General features: G+C 66.6%; 13 protein-coding genes. 7 read left to right on the top strand and 6 right to left on the bottom strand.

Features of this window, described 5'->3' with window-relative positions; genetic code table 11:
• Positions 1-70 precede the first annotated feature (70 nt).
• The 3 genes from ABGA94_RS12020 to ABGA94_RS12030 are packed head-to-tail and all read right to left on the bottom strand — an operon-like array spanning position 71 to position 2,018.
• Entirely contained in the window at positions 71-673 is a 603-nt protein-coding gene (locus tag ABGA94_RS12020; RefSeq protein ID WP_005420563.1) for a response regulator transcription factor, read from the bottom strand.
• Positions 670-1,893 (bottom strand): sensor histidine kinase, encoded by a 1,224-nt coding sequence (locus ABGA94_RS12025; protein WP_065185640.1) that lies wholly within the window; start codon positions 1,891-1,893, stop codon positions 670-672. The genes ABGA94_RS12020 and ABGA94_RS12025 overlap by 4 nt, the downstream gene beginning before the upstream one ends.
• Positions 1,890-2,018, bottom strand: a complete 129-nt coding sequence (locus ABGA94_RS12030; RefSeq protein WP_255313029.1) for a hypothetical protein — start codon at positions 2,016-2,018, stop codon at positions 1,890-1,892. The genes ABGA94_RS12025 and ABGA94_RS12030 overlap by 4 nt, the downstream gene beginning before the upstream one ends.
• Positions 2,019-2,220: 202 nt before the next feature.
• Here ABGA94_RS12030 and ABGA94_RS12035 point away from each other — a divergent pair, with 202 nt between their 5' ends.
• The 4 genes from ABGA94_RS12035 (at position 2,221) to ABGA94_RS12050 (ending at position 6,768) form a co-directional block, all read left to right on the top strand.
• Complete coding sequence (locus ABGA94_RS12035; RefSeq protein ID WP_005420570.1) at positions 2,221-3,468, top strand: efflux RND transporter periplasmic adaptor subunit; 1,248 nt, start codon at positions 2,221-2,223, stop codon at positions 3,466-3,468.
• 102 nt (positions 3,469-3,570) lie between these two features.
• Complete coding sequence (locus ABGA94_RS12040) at positions 3,571-4,260, top strand: ABC transporter ATP-binding protein (protein WP_005420572.1); 690 nt, start codon at positions 3,571-3,573, stop codon at positions 4,258-4,260.
• A gap of 14 nt (positions 4,261-4,274) precedes the next feature.
• Positions 4,275-5,432: an ABC transporter permease gene (locus tag ABGA94_RS12045; RefSeq protein ID WP_005420575.1), complete on the top strand. Its 1,158-nt coding sequence runs from the start codon at positions 4,275-4,277 to the stop codon at positions 5,430-5,432.
• 13 nt (positions 5,433-5,445) lie between these two features.
• The gene (locus ABGA94_RS12050) at positions 5,446-6,768 is read left to right on the top strand and encodes an ABC transporter permease (protein WP_005420576.1); all 1,323 of its coding nucleotides are present in this window, start codon (positions 5,446-5,448) and stop codon (positions 6,766-6,768) included.
• Between the two features lie 74 nt (positions 6,769-6,842).
• Here the strand turns inward: ABGA94_RS12050 and ABGA94_RS12055 are convergent, their stop codons facing one another.
• The gene (locus ABGA94_RS12055) at positions 6,843-7,142 is read right to left on the bottom strand and encodes a YrhB domain-containing protein (RefSeq protein WP_338167641.1); all 300 of its coding nucleotides are present in this window, start codon (positions 7,140-7,142) and stop codon (positions 6,843-6,845) included.
• Between the two features lie 358 nt (positions 7,143-7,500).
• Here ABGA94_RS12055 and ABGA94_RS12060 point away from each other — a divergent pair, with 358 nt between their 5' ends.
• Positions 7,501-10,326 (top strand): TonB-dependent receptor, encoded by a 2,826-nt coding sequence (locus ABGA94_RS12060; RefSeq protein ID WP_375367387.1) that lies wholly within the window; start codon positions 7,501-7,503, stop codon positions 10,324-10,326.
• Between the two features lie 120 nt (positions 10,327-10,446).
• Here the strand turns inward: ABGA94_RS12060 and rarD are convergent, their stop codons facing one another.
• The gene (rarD, locus tag ABGA94_RS12065; protein WP_065185636.1) at positions 10,447-11,343 is read right to left on the bottom strand and encodes an EamA family transporter RarD; all 897 of its coding nucleotides are present in this window, start codon (positions 11,341-11,343) and stop codon (positions 10,447-10,449) included.
• A complete protein-coding gene (gene yedA, locus ABGA94_RS12070) occupies positions 11,340-12,245 on the bottom strand; it encodes a drug/metabolite exporter YedA (RefSeq protein ID WP_005420582.1) in 906 nt (301 codons plus the stop codon). Before yedA ends, rarD begins: the two co-directional genes overlap by 4 nt.
• Before the next feature lie 223 nt (positions 12,246-12,468).
• On the opposite strand from yedA, the gene ABGA94_RS12075 reads away from it, so the two are divergent.
• Both ABGA94_RS12075 and ABGA94_RS12080 read left to right on the top strand, forming a co-directional pair.
• Positions 12,469-13,803 carry an MFS transporter gene (locus tag ABGA94_RS12075; protein WP_005420583.1) on the top strand — a complete coding sequence of 445 codons (1,335 nt, stop codon included), beginning with the start codon at positions 12,469-12,471 and terminating at the stop codon, positions 13,801-13,803.
• A gap of 31 nt (positions 13,804-13,834) precedes the next feature.
• Positions 13,835-14,167 (top strand): hypothetical protein, encoded by a 333-nt coding sequence (locus ABGA94_RS12080; protein WP_005420584.1) that lies wholly within the window; start codon positions 13,835-13,837, stop codon positions 14,165-14,167.
• Positions 14,168-14,271: the final 104 nt, after the last annotated feature.

Below are 14,271 nucleotides of genomic sequence, written 5' to 3' on the forward strand. Positions count from 1 at the left end.
TTTGCGCGCAAAGAAAGTAACACCCACCCGCGGTCGCGGAAACGACATCACCAGGAAAGGCAGGCCGCCCCTACAGCCACCCCTTCTGCCGCGCCAGCCGGTACGCCTCGATCCGGTTGGCCACGCCCAGCTTGCCGATGCACTCGGACAGATAGTTGCGCACTGTGCCGTGCGACAACCCCAGCTGTTCGGCGATCTCGCTGGCGGTGCGGCCCTCGCCCGCCAGCCGCAGCACGCGACGCTCACGGTCGGTCAGCGGATCGGCCTGCGACCACGCATCCAGTGCCAGCTGCGGGTCGATCGCGCGGATGCCCTGCTTCACCTTGCGCAGTGCCTCGGCCAGGTTCTCGGCCGGTGCATCCTTCAGCAGATAGCCCAGCACGCCCGCTTCCAACGCACGGCGCAGGAAACCGGCGCGGGCAAAGGTGGTCACGATCACCACCTTGATCGGCAGCTCGTGACGCGCGATGCGCTGTGCAAGCTCCAACCCGGACAAGCCCGGCATCTCGATGTCGGTCACCAGGATGTCCGGCTGCAGCTGCTGCAGCATGCGCCACGCGGTTTCGCCGTCGGCGGCGCTGCCCAGCACTTCGATATCCGCTTCCAGGCCCAGCAGCGCCGACAGTGCGCCGCGTACCATCGCCTGGTCTTCGGCCAGCAGGATGCGGATCATGCGGCACCGTCCTGCACCAGCGACGGCGGCACGCCTGGCGGCAGCGGTGTGGTCGCGGCGGCCAGTGGCACGCGCACGGTCAGCACCGTACCCTCGCCCCTTGCGGACTGCACCTGCAGGCTTCCACCCAGGGCGGCCACGCGTTCGCGCATGCCGCACAACCCATTGCCCTCGGCCTGCACGCCGCCACGACCATCGTCGCGGATCTGCATCGCCAGCATGCGTCCCTCCAGCATGAACTCCACCCGTGCCTGCGTCGCCTGTGCGTGGCGCACGATATTGGTCGCGGCCTCGCGCAGCACCAGCGCCAGCCCGCGTTCGACATCCACCGGCATCGCCGGTGGGGGTGCGTATTGAAGGTGGACCTGCTGGCACTCCAGCAGCAGCCGCGCCGACGCCAGCTCACCGGCCAGGTCACTGGCGCGGATGCCGGTGACCGCGCTGCGGACCTGTGCCAGCGCTTCGCGGGCGATGGCCTCGGCCTCGCCGATCTCCACCCGCGCGCGCGCGTCGCCGCGGTCGTGCAGCTTGCGCGCCAGCTCCAGCTTCAACGTGATCAGCGACAGGGTGTGACCGAGCAGGTCATGCAGGTCGCGGCCGATGCGTTCGCGCTCGGCAGTGGCCGCCAGCCGCCGCACCTCGTCCTGCGACAGCTGCAGTGCCGCATCCTTCTGCTGGTTGAGTGCCTCCACGTTCACGACCAGGCCGACGATATAGGACACGGCGGGGATCCAGACCAGGCTCTGCCACGGGTACTGGAACAGCAGGGCGAGGCTGCAGAACAGGAGGTTCAGGCCAGTGAGCTGCAGCAGATACTGCCACCACCCTCCGCGACCGCTCACCCGCAGCAGCACGCAGCCGAACACGAAGTAGGTCAGCCCGGACGGGTACCAGGGCAGCAGCACCAGCGACATCGCGATCAGGCCCAGGGCATAGCGCGGGGCGTGATGGCGCGGCGCCACCATCACTTTGGCGTACAGCAGCAGGAACACCGGGTAGCTGGCCAGCGTCAGCAGCAGCCAGCGCAGGGTGAAGCCATGGCCAAGCAAGGGCGTCAGGAAGATCCACACTGACCACAGCAGGTGGATTGCCTCGCCCCAGGGGGACTTTCCCCGGCGCAGCGTATCGGCCACCGCCGAGTCGGGCGCGGGGCGCAGCAGCGAGGCAAGCCAGATGGACGGCACGGGCGGTTCCAGGCGGGGACGATCGCCGCCGATCATGCCAGTTCAGCCGCCTGCGCGCAGGCGCCACCGTCGGCTGGGCGGCACTGGCGCAGCCGAGCGCAGATCACGGTACGCTTGGCGGCGCCGCTGCGGCGGGCCGGCAATAGGGCGATCGGATCCATGGGCGGTACCGGTAGCGGAGACGTTGCCATCCTGTGCCGTCGTGGTCACATTTCGCAGTTGCCGCCGTCAGTGTCATCGGATGACAGCTGTCACTGCCGTCATCGCTGTACCTGCCTTCATGCTGTGCCGCACGCTCCACCGCCGGAACCGCCGTCGTCCGCGCTTCCGGCCACACCCGCCCGAACGCCTGTGATGGAACGAATGAACGCTTCTGCCGAGCTGTTGAAGGAACTCCGTATCGACCGCAAGTCGCCGCCGCCGGCCTCCGGAGGCAATGGCGGTGGTCGCCGCTGGTTGTGGATCGCGATCATCGTGGTCGTGCTGCTGGTCGCCGCGGCCGTGGCCTACCTGTTCGGTCGCGCACCGGCCGTAGAGGTGGAAACCGCTCCCGCCGTGGCCATCCAGCAGGGCAGCGCCAGCAGCTCGGTGCTCGACGCCAGTGGCTACGTGGTCGCCCGGCGCATGGCCACGGTATCGGCCAAGATCACCGGCAAGGTGCGCGAGGTGATGATCGAAGAAGGCATGCGGGTCGAAGCTGGCCAGGTGATGGCCACGCTCGACCCGATCGATGCCGACGCGCAGCGCAGCCTGTATGCCTCGCAGCTGCAGGCCGCACGCAGCCAGGTCGCCGGGCTGGAGGCGCAGCAGAGGCAGGCCGCCGCCGAAGCCAGCCGCCTGCAGGCTCTGGTTGGCCAGCAGCTGGTCTCGCGCTCGCAGTACGACCAGGCCGTGGCCCAGCGCGACAGCCTGCGTGCGCAGCTGGATACCGCGCAGCGCAACGTCAAGGTTGCCAACGACCAGCTGGCCATCGCCGATCTGGGCGTGGACAACAACATCGTGCGCGCGCCGTTCTCCGGCGTGGTCACCGCCAAGGCGGCGCAGCCCGGCGAGATCGTTTCGCCGCTGTCGGCGGGTGGTGGGTTCACCCGTACCGGCATCGGCACCATCGTGGACATGGACTCGCTGGAGATCGAAGTCGAGGTCGGCGAGGCTTTCATCGGCCGCGTGCAGCCGAAGATGCCGGTGGAAGCCACGCTCAACGCCTACCCGGAATGGAAGATTCCCGGCGAGGTGATCGCCATCATCCCCACCGCCGACCGCGGCAAGGCCACGGTGAAGGTGCGCGTGGCGCTGAAGGTGAAAGACCCGCGCATCGTGCCGGAGATGGGCGTGCGGGTCAGCTTCCTGGAACAGGCGCAGCCGCAGGCCGTGGCCAAGCCGCAGGGCGTGCGCGTGCCGGGCGGCGCCGTGGTCCAGCGCGACGGTGCCTCGGTGGCCTTCGTGCTGGGTGACGAGAGCCGCGTGCAGCAGCGCACGGTCGAGGCCGGCCAGGCGATGGGCAAGGACCGCCAGATCCTCAAGGGCGTGAGCGCAGGTGAATCGGTGGTGGTGAACCCGCCGGACACCCTGCGCGATGGCGCCAAGGTGCAACAGAAACAAGCGCAGTAACGGCCTGGCGCCCGTGGGCGCGGCCGGCAGCATCGCTCGACGCACGCCTGCGGCCGCCGCAGGTGCGCTTCCCCGTTTCCCGCCTCCCGTGGAGAACCACCCATGTCGACCCTGGTTTCACTGCGCAACATCACCAAGACCTACCAGCGTGGCCCCGAGCAAGTGCAGGTGTTGCATGGCATCGACCTGGACATCGCCAGCGGCGACTTCGTCGCGCTGATGGGCCCGTCCGGTTCGGGCAAGACCACCCTGCTCAACCTGATCGGCGGCCTGGACAGCCCCACTGGCGGCGAGATCAGCATCGAGGGCGAGCGCATCGACCAGATGAGTGGCGGCCAGCTGTCGACGTGGCGCAGCCACCATGTCGGCTTCGTATTCCAGTTCTACAACCTGATGCCGATGCTGACCGCGCAGAAGAACGTGGAACTGCCGCTGCTGCTGACCCACCTCAGTGCGGCGCAGCGCCGCCGCAATGCCGAAATCGCGCTCACCCTGGTCGGCCTGGCCGACCGTCGCAGCCACCGCCCGAATGAACTGTCCGGCGGCCAGCAGCAGCGCGTGGCGATCGCCCGCGCGATCGTCTCCGATCCGACCTTCCTGATCTGCGACGAACCAACCGGCGACCTCGACCGCCAATCGGCCGAGGAGATCCTCGGCCTGCTGCAGCAGCTCAACCGCGAGCACGGCAAGACCATCATCATGGTCACCCATGACCCGAAGGCCGCCGAGTACGCCACGCACACGGTGCACCTGGACAAGGGCGAGCTGGCCGACGCGCCGCTGGCCCACTGACGGAGGCCACAGCGATGAAATACTTCTCGTTGGTGTGGGCGCAGCTGTTCCGCAGCCGCACGCGCACCTTGCTGACCCTGCTGTCGGTGGTGGCCGCGTTCCTGCTGTTCGGCATGCTCGATTCGGTGCGCGTGGCGTTCTCGTCGGGTGGCAGCGTGGAAGGCGCCAACCGCCTGGTGGTGGCCTCGCGGCTGTCGATCACCCAGTCACTGCCGATCCGGCTGGAAGCACAGGTTCGGCAGGTGGCCGGCGTCCGTGACGTGGCTTATGGCATGTGGTTTGGTGGCATCTACCAGGACCCGAAGAACTTCTTCCCGAACTTCTCGGTGTCACCCAACTACTTCGATGTCTACCGCGAGCTGCAGATCGATCCGGCACAACTGGAGGACTGGAAGCAGACCCGCACCGGCGCCATCGTCGGCGAAACCCTGGCCAAGCAGTTCGGCTGGAAGATCGGCGATACCATCCCGCTGCAGGCGACGATCTTCCCGCGTGGCGGCAGCAACGACTGGCCGCTGGTGCTCAAGGGCATCTACCGTTCCAAGGACCGTGCGCTGGCCGCCAACGAAGAACGCCAGTTGATGATGAACTGGAAATACTTCGATGAATCCAACGACTACATCAAGAACCAGGTGAGCTGGTACACGGTGACGCTGGACAACCCGGACCATTCCTCGCGGGTGGCACAGGCGATCGATGCGATCTCGGCCAACTCCGACCACGAGACCAAGACCCAGACCGAATCGGCGTTCCAGCAGGCCTTCGTCAAGCAGTTCGCGGATATCGGCATGATCGTCACCTCGATCATGGGCGCGGTGTTCTTCACCCTGCTGCTGTTGACCGGCAACACCATGGCGCAGGCCGTGCGCGAGCGCGTGCCGGAGCTGGCCACGCTGAAAACGCTGGGCTTCAAGGACAGCACTGTGCTGACCCTGGTGATGGTGGAGTCGGTGCTGCTGATCGGCCTGGGCGGCCTGATCGGCATGGGCCTGGCCGCCCTGATCCTGCCGGCCATCGGCCCGAAGAGCATGGGCATGCTGCCGCCGCACGTGCCGACGCCAACCTGGCTGATGGGGCTGGGCCTGATCGTGGTGATCGGCATCATCGTCGGCCTGTTGCCAGCGCTGCGTGCCAAGCGCCTGAAGATCGTCGACGCACTGGCCGGTCGCTGAGGAGAACACAGACATGTTCAAGAGCAAACTCAAGAAGTGGCTGGGCAACGGCGTGACGGTGCTGCTGCTGGCGGTCGGCCTGGTGCTGTGGATCAGCCTGCCGTGGATCGGCGTGCTGGCCGTGGCCGTGCTGGTGGCCCTGTGGTTGCTGCTGACCCGCGGTGGACGGCTGGCGTTGGCCGCCACCCGCATCGGCGTTGCCAGCCTGCCGCAGCGCTGGGGCGCGTCCTCGGTGATCGTGGTCGGCATCGCTGGCGTGGTCGGCGTGCTGGTGGCGATGCTGGCGATGGGCGAAGGCTTCCAGGCCACGCTCAACAACACCGGCGATGACACCACTGCCATCGTGCTGCGCGGTGGCTCGCAGGCCGAGACCAACTCGGTGATCACCCGCGAACAGGTACCCATGCTGTCCACCCTGCCCGGCATCAGCCGCGATGCGCAGGGCCGGCCGTTGTTGTCACCGGAGCTGTCGCAGGTGGTCAACCTGGTGTCCAAGTCCGATGGCACCGACGTCAACGCGCAGTTCCGCGGCGTCGGCCCGCAGGCGTGGGCGGTGCATGACAAGGTCAAGATCGTTGAGGGCCGCAAGTTCGCCACCGGGCTGCGCGAGATCGTGGTCGGCCAGGGCGCCAAGGGCCAGTTCCGCGACATGGAGGTCGGCAGGACGCTGACGCTGGGCAACCAGACCTGGACCGTGGTCGGTGTGTTCGCCACTGGCGATGCGCATGATTCGGAACTGTGGACCGACGCCGATACGCTGGCCACCACCTACCAGCGCAGCGCCTGGCAGTCGATCAGCGTGCGTACCGATGGCAAGGCCGGCTTCGATCAGTTCAAGGCGGCCGTCGCTGCCGACCCACGCCTGAAGCTGGACGTGGAAACCACCCGCGTCTACTACAGCAAGCAGGGCGGCGGGCTGACCAAGCTGATCGACATCCTGGGCAAGGTGATCGGCACGATCATGGCGGTCGGTGCGGTGTTCGGCGCGCTCAACACCATGTATGCGGCCGTGGCCACGCGCGCCCGCGAAATCGCCACCATGCGTGCGATCGGCTTCCGCGGCCTGCCGGTGGTGACGGCCGTGATGCTGGAAACGATGCTGCTGGCGCTGCTCGGTGGCCTGCTCGGCTGTGCGGTTGCATGGCTGCTGTTCAATGGCTACAGCGTGTCCACCATCGGCAGCAACTTCAGCGCGGTGGTGTTCAAGTTCCACGTATCACCGGAACTGCTGTGGACCGGCCTGAAATGGGCACTGGGCATCGGCCTGGTCGGCGGCCTGTTCCCGGCGCTGCGCGCGGCGCGTTTGCCGATCACTACGGCGCTGCGCGAAACCTGAGCATCATGCAGCGGTGGACTGCGCATCACGCAGGGGGACGGAGCGAAGGCTCCGTCCCTTTTTCGTTGCTGAACTCAGGCATCCATCGCCGCAATATCGGATGGTGGGTGCCGCAGGGCCAAATGCCGGCGAACAGCCTCCTCCGGCGCGTACGCCGTGCCCAGCGCGTGCTGCTCACCCGTATGCCTGTCGACGAAGATCGGGCCATTGCCGGCCAGTGCGTCCGAGATCTCGCCGGATTGCAGGTAGCGCAGCGACTGGAAGCAGAACAGCCAGCCTTCGACCATCTCATGCTCGTGCGTGATGGCAACCGGCTCATCGTCGCTGGCAAGTGCAGCCTGCACGCGACGGCGTGCTTCGTCGAGCTGGATCATTCCTTCGCCTCTTGTTTTCGATGACAGCGCGAAGAGCATTTCATGCGGGTGGATGCATCGCAACGGATAGGCACCTGCGTACAAGTGCGCACTGCGGCGTGTTGTCACAACCGCTCAAGCGTGGCGGTTCTGTGCCGCTATCGATGCCTCTACTCATCGCAAACGCAGCGCGCGTGACGCTGCGCACAGTGCATCTGTGGATTGTTGGTTGCGATTCATCTTCGCGCACTTCCAGCGGCGTCGAGACAAACAGTTACGAATAGAAACATTCTAGAATCGCGCCCCCCACGTTGGTTTGCAGCACCCCACGCGCCCATAGAACGGGCGCATGTTTTTACTGAAACACGAGATTTCACGGATGTCCCTGAAAACCAATCCGCTGCGCAACGCGATCGTCATCGCGCTGGCCGCCAGCTGCACCACCCCCGCCTTCGCACAGAGCGCCGGCGATACCCCGACCAACCTCGACCGCATCGAAATCACCGGCTCGCGCATCCGCCAGGCCAGTGTCGAAACCGCACAGCCGGTGGTCGCGCTCAACCGCGCCGAGATCGAGAAGAAGGGTTACGTCAACGTCGCCGACATCCTGCAGGACATTCCTGCCGCCGGTGCGCCGAGCATGAGCCGCGCCTCGTCGCTGACTTCTTCGCGCGATTTCGGCGGCATGTACGTCAGCCTGCGCAACCTTGGCCCGGAACGCAGCCTGGTGCTGATCGACGGCCGCCGCATGGGCGTCAGCGCCGGCGGCTACTCCGACCTGGCCTCGATCCCGTCGTCCATCGTCGAGCGCGTGGAAGTGCTGACCGACGGCGCCTCCGCGCTGTACGGCTCCGATGCCATCGCCGGTGTGGTCAACATCATCACCCGCAAGAATTTCGATGGTGGCGAAGCCAGCGTCTATGTCGGCCAGTACGGCCAGGGTGACGGCCAGAAGCGCGCATACAGTGCAACCTTCGGCAAGACCTTCGAGCGCGGCTGGTTCAGCGTGGGCGCCGAGCGCACCAAGGAAGACGAGGTGCTGGGCAAGGACCGCGAGTTCAGCCGTTACACCAACGGCCCGCGCCACCCGAACGATGGCCTCAACGGCAACACGCCGTGGGGCTACGTCACCGTCGGTGGCAAGAACCTGACCGTGGGTCCGGGCGGCGACCCGAGCAAGGCCGGCAACTTCCATGCGCCGGACCCGGCCGATGGTGCCAACACCAAGTCGAACATGAGCCTGCTGACCGGCCTGGAGCGCACCTCGGTGTTCGCCAACGGTGGCTTCTCGATCACCGACAACCTGCGCATCGTCGCCGACGCGCTGTACAGCAAGCGCGAGTCGACCAAGCACCTGGCCGGCTACCCGTACTCGGTCAGCGCCGCGCAGGCCCGCAATGGCAGCCGTGCCGCCCTGTCCAAGGACAGCGCGTTCAACCTGTGGGGCCAGGATGCGCTGTTCGCGCACCGCACCGAGGAACTGCCGCGCGGCACCGAGAACAACCTGGAAACCAAGCGCGCCAGCATCGGCCTGGAAGGCAGCTTCGAAACCGGTTCGCGGTACTGGGACTGGAACATCAACTACATGTACAACCGCAACGAAGGCGAGCGCATCGGTACCGGCAGCATGTACCAGCCGCACGTCAACCTGGCCGTCGGCCCGTCCTTCATGGACGGCAACGTGGCCCGTTGCGGTACGCCGGGCGCGGTGATCGCCGGCTGCGTGCCGTGGAACCCGTCTGCCCCGATGGGCTACACCGGCCCGGGCTCGCTGAGCAACCAGGACGTGCAGGACTACCTGTTCACCCGCTTCGTCGACAAGATGCAGAGCACCACCAAGGTCGCCAGCGGCAACATCTCCGGTTCGCTGTTCACCCTGCCGGCCGGCGACATCCTGGCCGCGATGGGCTTCGAGCACCGCAGCGAGGAGGCCAGCTACACGCCGGACATGAAGGTGCAGAAGGGCGAGATCGCCGGCACCAGCGGCCAGCCGACCCGCGGCAACTACTCGCTCAACGAGGCCTACCTGGAACTGCAGGTGCCGTTGCTGGCCGACCTGCCGTTCGCCCGCGAACTGTCGCTGGACGTGGCCGGTCGCTACTCGGACTACAACAACTTCGGTTCCACCACCAACAGCAAGTTCGGCCTGAAGTGGAAGCCGATCGACAGCCTGCTGGTGCGCGCCACCTACGGCACCGGCTTCCGTGCGCCGACCGTGGATGACCTGTATGGCGGCACCGTCAGCAGTCGCGACTCGTTCACCGACCCGTGCGATACCTCCTTCGGCACCGCCGCCAGCAGTCCGGCCGTCGCTGCCCGTTGCCAGGCGCTGAAGGTGCCGGCCAACTTCCGCCAGCTCAACAGCGATGGCAGCGTGGCCACCAAGCCCGGCCAGCAGGCCACCACCGATTTCAGCTCGGGTTCCAACCCGGACCTGAAGCCGGAAACCGCCAAGACCTGGACCGTGGGCCTGGTCTACAGCCCGGACTTCGTACAGGGCCTGGACGTCAGCCTGGACTGGTGGAAGATCCGCATCGACAACGCCATCGTCGGTGAGTCGGCCACCAACATCCTGGAACAGTGCTACGTGCAGGGTTCGGATGCTGCCTGTGGCCGCTTCACCCGTGGCAGCAACGGCCAGGTCAACTCGCTGGACCGCTCGCTGGTCAACGCGGGCTACCGCGAAACTGCCGGCTATGACATCAACGTGCGTTACCGCCTGCCGGAAACCGCGTTCGGCAAGTTCGCCGTCAACTGGAACACCACCTACACCGACTATCTGGAGCAGCGCAACGACAGCGCCGCCACCACCCCGGTGGAACAGCGTACCGGTTGGGCGGGCGACTTCCGCGTGCGCTCCACCTTCAACCTGGATTGGCAGTATGGCGACCTCGGCATCGGCTGGACCGCGCGCTACTACTCCAGCATGAAGGAGAAGTGCTCGTACATGGACGAGTGCAACATGCCGGGCTTCAACTCGTCGTACACCAGCGCCTCGCCGACCAACAAGGTGGGCTCCAACACCTTCCACGACCTGCAGGTGCGCTACAGCCTGCCGTGGGATGGCACCGTGTCGCTGGGCGTGAACAACGTGTTCAACCACCAGGGCCCGATCATGTACAGCCAGCCGAACAGCAGCTTCACCTACTACGGTGGCTTCGACATCGGCCGCTTCATGTACATGAAGTACCAGCAGCGCTTCTAAGCCTGCAACCGCGTTCCCGCCACGGCCATCCCTCTCTCCTGGCCGTGGATGGAAGCAGAACGGCGCCCCTCGGGGCGCCGTTCTTTTTTGCGTGGAAGCAGGGTCGGATCCCCGCCGGCGCTAGCGCTTGGCGCGCATCGTGCGGATGTTGTCGCCGACGAACAGCACCAGGCCAGCCCAGATCGCTGCAAACCCGATCGCCTTGGCAGTGTCGAATGCCTCATGGAAGAAGAACACACCCAGCAGCAGCTGCAGGCTCGGCGCGATGTACTGCAGGATGCCGACCAGCGACAGCGGAATGCGCTTCACGCCGTAGGCGAAGCCGATCAGCGGTACTGCGGTGACCGCGCCGCCGAAGATCAGCAGCAGGTCGTTGCGCCAGCCCCAACCATGGAAGAACGCACCGCCGTGGCCGTTCTCGGCCCAGATCGCAAACGCCAGCGCCGGCAGGAACAGGTACATGCTCTCCACGCCGAGGCCGGCCACCGGGTCGACCGAGACCAGCTTGCGCAGCAGGCCATACAAGCCGAACGAACAGGCCAGGCCCAGCGCGATCCACGGTGGCGTACCTGCATCGATGGTCAGCCAGGCCACGCCCACCGCCGCCATTGCCACCGCTACCCACTGCAGCCGGCGCAGCCGTTCCTTCAGCACCAGCACGCCCAGCAGCACGTTCACCAGCGGGTTGATGAAGTAGCCCAGGCTGGTCTCGATGACATGACCGGCGTTGACCGCCCAGATGTACAGGCCCCAGTTGAACGCGATGGTCAGGCTCGACACCAGCAGGATCGGCAGCGCGCGCGGCTGCGCGGCGATCTTCCGCCACCAGCCCAGGCGCGCACTGATCAACAGCCAACTCAGCACCAGCACCGTGCTCCAGATGATGCGGTGGGCGATGATCTGGAACGAGGGCACCTCGTTGAGCAGGTGCCAATAGACCGGCACCAGGCCCCAGATCACGAAGGTGGATGCGGTGACCAGCAGGCCCCGGCGTTGTTCTTTCTCGTCCATGCTCACTTCTTTCTCGTCCTTGCCATTGTCAGCACCACCACACCCAGAAGAATCACCGCCATCGCCAGCAGGTCGCGCCAACCGAAGCGCTCACCGTTGAGCAGCGCGCCCAGCAGCACCGCGATCACCGGATTGACATACGCATAGCTGCCCGCGAGCGCCGGGCGCACGTTCTGCAGCAGCCATACGTAGGCAGTGAACGCGACGATGGAGCCGAACACGCACAGATAGGCCATCGCCAGCAGGCCACCGGTATCGGGCAGCGTGGTCGGGCGCTCGCCCACCGCCAGGCCGATCAGCACCAGCAGCACGCCGCCGCAGATCATCTGCCCGGCCGCGGTCATGAACGGGCCCGGCAGGTCCAGGCCGCGTGCCCACACAGAACCGAACGCCCAGCCGATCGGCGCGATCAGCAGCAGCACCAGCCCGGTCGGCGAGCCGGTCAGGCTGCTGCCGGCGTTGAGCCAGACCACGCCGAGGAAGCCGATGGCGATGCCCAGCCACTCACCACGGCTGGCATGTTGCCCGCGCAGCGCCGAGAACAGCGCCATCCACAGCGGCACCGAGGCCACCGCCGTGGCGGCCAGGCCCGAGGACACCTCGCGCTCGGCCAGCACCACCATGCCGTTGCCCAGCACCAGCATGGTCACGCCCATGATGACCAGGTTGCGCCACTGCCGCAGCGTCGGGTTCGGCAGCTTCCAGAACAGGCGCAAGGCCAGGAACATCAGGCCGCCGGCAATGATGAAGCGGCTGCCGGAGACCATCGTCAGCGGTAGTGCGCCGCCGTGCAGGGCCTTGGCGATGCCCAGATAGGTCGAGCCCCAGACCACGTAGACCAGCAGCAGTGCCAGCGCGACAAGGCCACCCCGGGGGGCAGCCGCAGACGAAGAGGGGGGAGCCGACATGACACACCAGGGAGCCGGGGGAAGGCGGATTCTAGGACGTTTTGAGTATGGTCCGGGACCCCATACGGTGGCACGCTGTCATCCATCCATGCACCCTGCTCTGGTCTGCTACCCCGTGTTGACGGCCGATGCAGTACCAAGAGGGCTGCCCGGCCGCGCCGCCCCAAGGCCGGACGCCGTTTTCCCTGCGCACGGACGCGCCGCATCGAGGATTTCCACCCAGATGAGCACCACGTCCCAACCTGTTGTCCCCGCGAACGACCGTGCCGCCCTGCGGCGGTCGATCTCCAACACCCTCAAAGGCTCCGCCGGCAACCTGGTGGAGTGGTATGACGTCTACGTGTACTCGGTGTTCGCCGTGTACTTCGAATCGCAGTTCTTCTCGCCGGACGACAAGAACTCCACCCTGTACGTGTGGGCGATCTTCGCGGCGACCTTCCTGATGCGCCCGATCGGCGCCTGGTTCTTCGGCCGCTTCGCCGACCGCCACGGCCGCCGCCTGGCGCTGACCGTCTCGGTCACGTTGATGGCGCTGTGCTCGTTCCTCATCGCCATCACCCCCACCGCCGCCAGCATCGGCATCTGGGCCGCCGTGATCCTGTTGTTCGCACGCCTGCTGCAGGGCTTCGCCACTGGCGGCGAGTATGGTGCCAGCGCCACTTACATGTCCGAGGCCGCCATTCCGGGCCGTCGCGGCTTCCTGTCCTCGTTCCACTACGTCACCCTGGTCGGCGGCCACGTGCTGGCCCAGCTGACCCTGCTGCTGATGCTGACCTTCTGGGGCAAGCCGGAGATCTCCGAGTGGGGCTGGCGCATCGCCTTCGGTATCGGTGGCATCGCTGCGGTGGTGGTGTTCTGGCTGCGCCGGGGCATGGACGAATCGCTGTCGGAGTCGTCGATCGAGGCCGCGCGCGAGGGCAAGGCAAAGAAGTCCGGTTCGATGTATGAGTTGTTCGTGCACCAGTGGCGGCCGCTGCTGCTGTGCTTCCTGATCACCGCTGGCGGCACCGTGGCCTTCTACACCTACTCGGTGAACGGCCCGAAGATGATCCAGAGCGCCTTCGCCGGCAACGACCCGATGACCGGCACCCTGATCAACCTGGGCGTGCTGGCCTTCCTGATGGTGCTGCAACCGGTCGGCGGCTGGCTGTCGGACATCATCGGCCGCAAGACCCTGCTGGTGTTCTTCGGCGTCGGCGGCGTGCTGTACAGCTGGTACCTGATCACCCAGCTGCCGCACCAGCATGACGCCACCCTGGCCTTCCTGACCCTGGCGCTGGCGTTCGTCATCCTCACCGGCTACACCTCGATCAACGCGGTGGTGAAGGCCGAGCTGTTCCCCACCCACGTGCGTGCACTGGGCGTGGGCCTGGGCTATGCGCTGGCCAACTCGCTGTTCGGCGGCACCGCCCCGCTGCTGTACCAGGGCGCGCTGAAGACCGGCCACGTCGACTGGTTCGCCATCTACGTGACCGCCACGATCGCGGTATCGTTGGTGGTCTATGTGTTCTTCCTTACCAACAAGGGCCCGAACTGGCTCGACGGCACCCGCAAGTAAGCGCGTTGCCCTGATCGCGGCCACTGGCGCAATGCCGGTGGCCGCTACGTCTCCCGCCACCACGCTGATGTGGATCGCGGTGACGCTGGCCGCAGCCACGGCATTGGCCTGGGTGCTGCGCCGCCCCAACGCGCAGGCCACGTGGCCGCGCACGGGTTTCGGGATCGCCCTGCTGGTGTTCTGCGCCGCGCTGGCGCTGCAGCTGGCGATGGACCTGGGCAGCGGCCACAGCTCGCTGCACCTGCGGCTGCATCGCGGTGTCAGTCCGGCCCCCCTGGTTGGCCTGCGCACGATGGTGGCGTGCTATCTGGCAGCGCTCGTCGCCGGCGGCTGGGGCGCGTGGAAGCTGCTGCGACGGCGCTGACGAACACCCGGTCGTGCCGGCCGCTGGCCGGCAACTCAACATTCCTTTGGTAGTGCCGGCCGCTGGCCGGCAACCTCATGAACCTCCGGAAAGAGCAGGGAGTT

Source organism: Stenotrophomonas sp. 3diitr2024 (assembly GCF_042136455.1).
Lineage (GTDB): Bacteria > Pseudomonadota > Gammaproteobacteria > Xanthomonadales > Xanthomonadaceae > Stenotrophomonas > Stenotrophomonas sepilia.

Bases quoted from the DNA above. Each gene is read 5' to 3' on its own strand.
- ABGA94_RS12020 (WP_005420563.1), bottom strand. From the start codon at position 673: ATGATCCGCATCCTGCTGGCCGAAGACCAGGCGATGGTACGCGGCGCA.
- ABGA94_RS12025 (WP_065185640.1), bottom strand. From the start codon at position 1,893: ATGATCGGCGGCGATCGTCCCCGCCTGGAACCGCCCGTGCCGTCCATC.
- ABGA94_RS12030 (WP_255313029.1), bottom strand. From the start codon at position 2,018: ATGGATCCGATCGCCCTATTGCCGGCCCGCCGCAGCGGCGCCGCCAAG.
- ABGA94_RS12035 (WP_005420570.1), top strand. From the start codon at position 2,221: ATGAACGCTTCTGCCGAGCTGTTGAAGGAACTCCGTATCGACCGCAAG.
- ABGA94_RS12040 (WP_005420572.1), top strand. From the start codon at position 3,571: ATGTCGACCCTGGTTTCACTGCGCAACATCACCAAGACCTACCAGCGT.
- ABGA94_RS12045 (WP_005420575.1), top strand. From the start codon at position 4,275: ATGAAATACTTCTCGTTGGTGTGGGCGCAGCTGTTCCGCAGCCGCACG.
- ABGA94_RS12050 (WP_005420576.1), top strand. From the start codon at position 5,446: ATGTTCAAGAGCAAACTCAAGAAGTGGCTGGGCAACGGCGTGACGGTG.
- ABGA94_RS12055 (WP_338167641.1), bottom strand. From the start codon at position 7,142: ATGATCCAGCTCGACGAAGCACGCCGTCGCGTGCAGGCTGCACTTGCC.
- ABGA94_RS12060 (WP_375367387.1), top strand. From the start codon at position 7,501: ATGTCCCTGAAAACCAATCCGCTGCGCAACGCGATCGTCATCGCGCTG.
- yedA (WP_005420582.1), bottom strand. From the start codon at position 12,245: ATGTCGGCTCCCCCCTCTTCGTCTGCGGCTGCCCCCCGGGGTGGCCTT.
- ABGA94_RS12075 (WP_005420583.1), top strand. From the start codon at position 12,469: ATGAGCACCACGTCCCAACCTGTTGTCCCCGCGAACGACCGTGCCGCC.
- ABGA94_RS12080 (WP_005420584.1), top strand. From the start codon at position 13,835: ATGCCGGTGGCCGCTACGTCTCCCGCCACCACGCTGATGTGGATCGCG.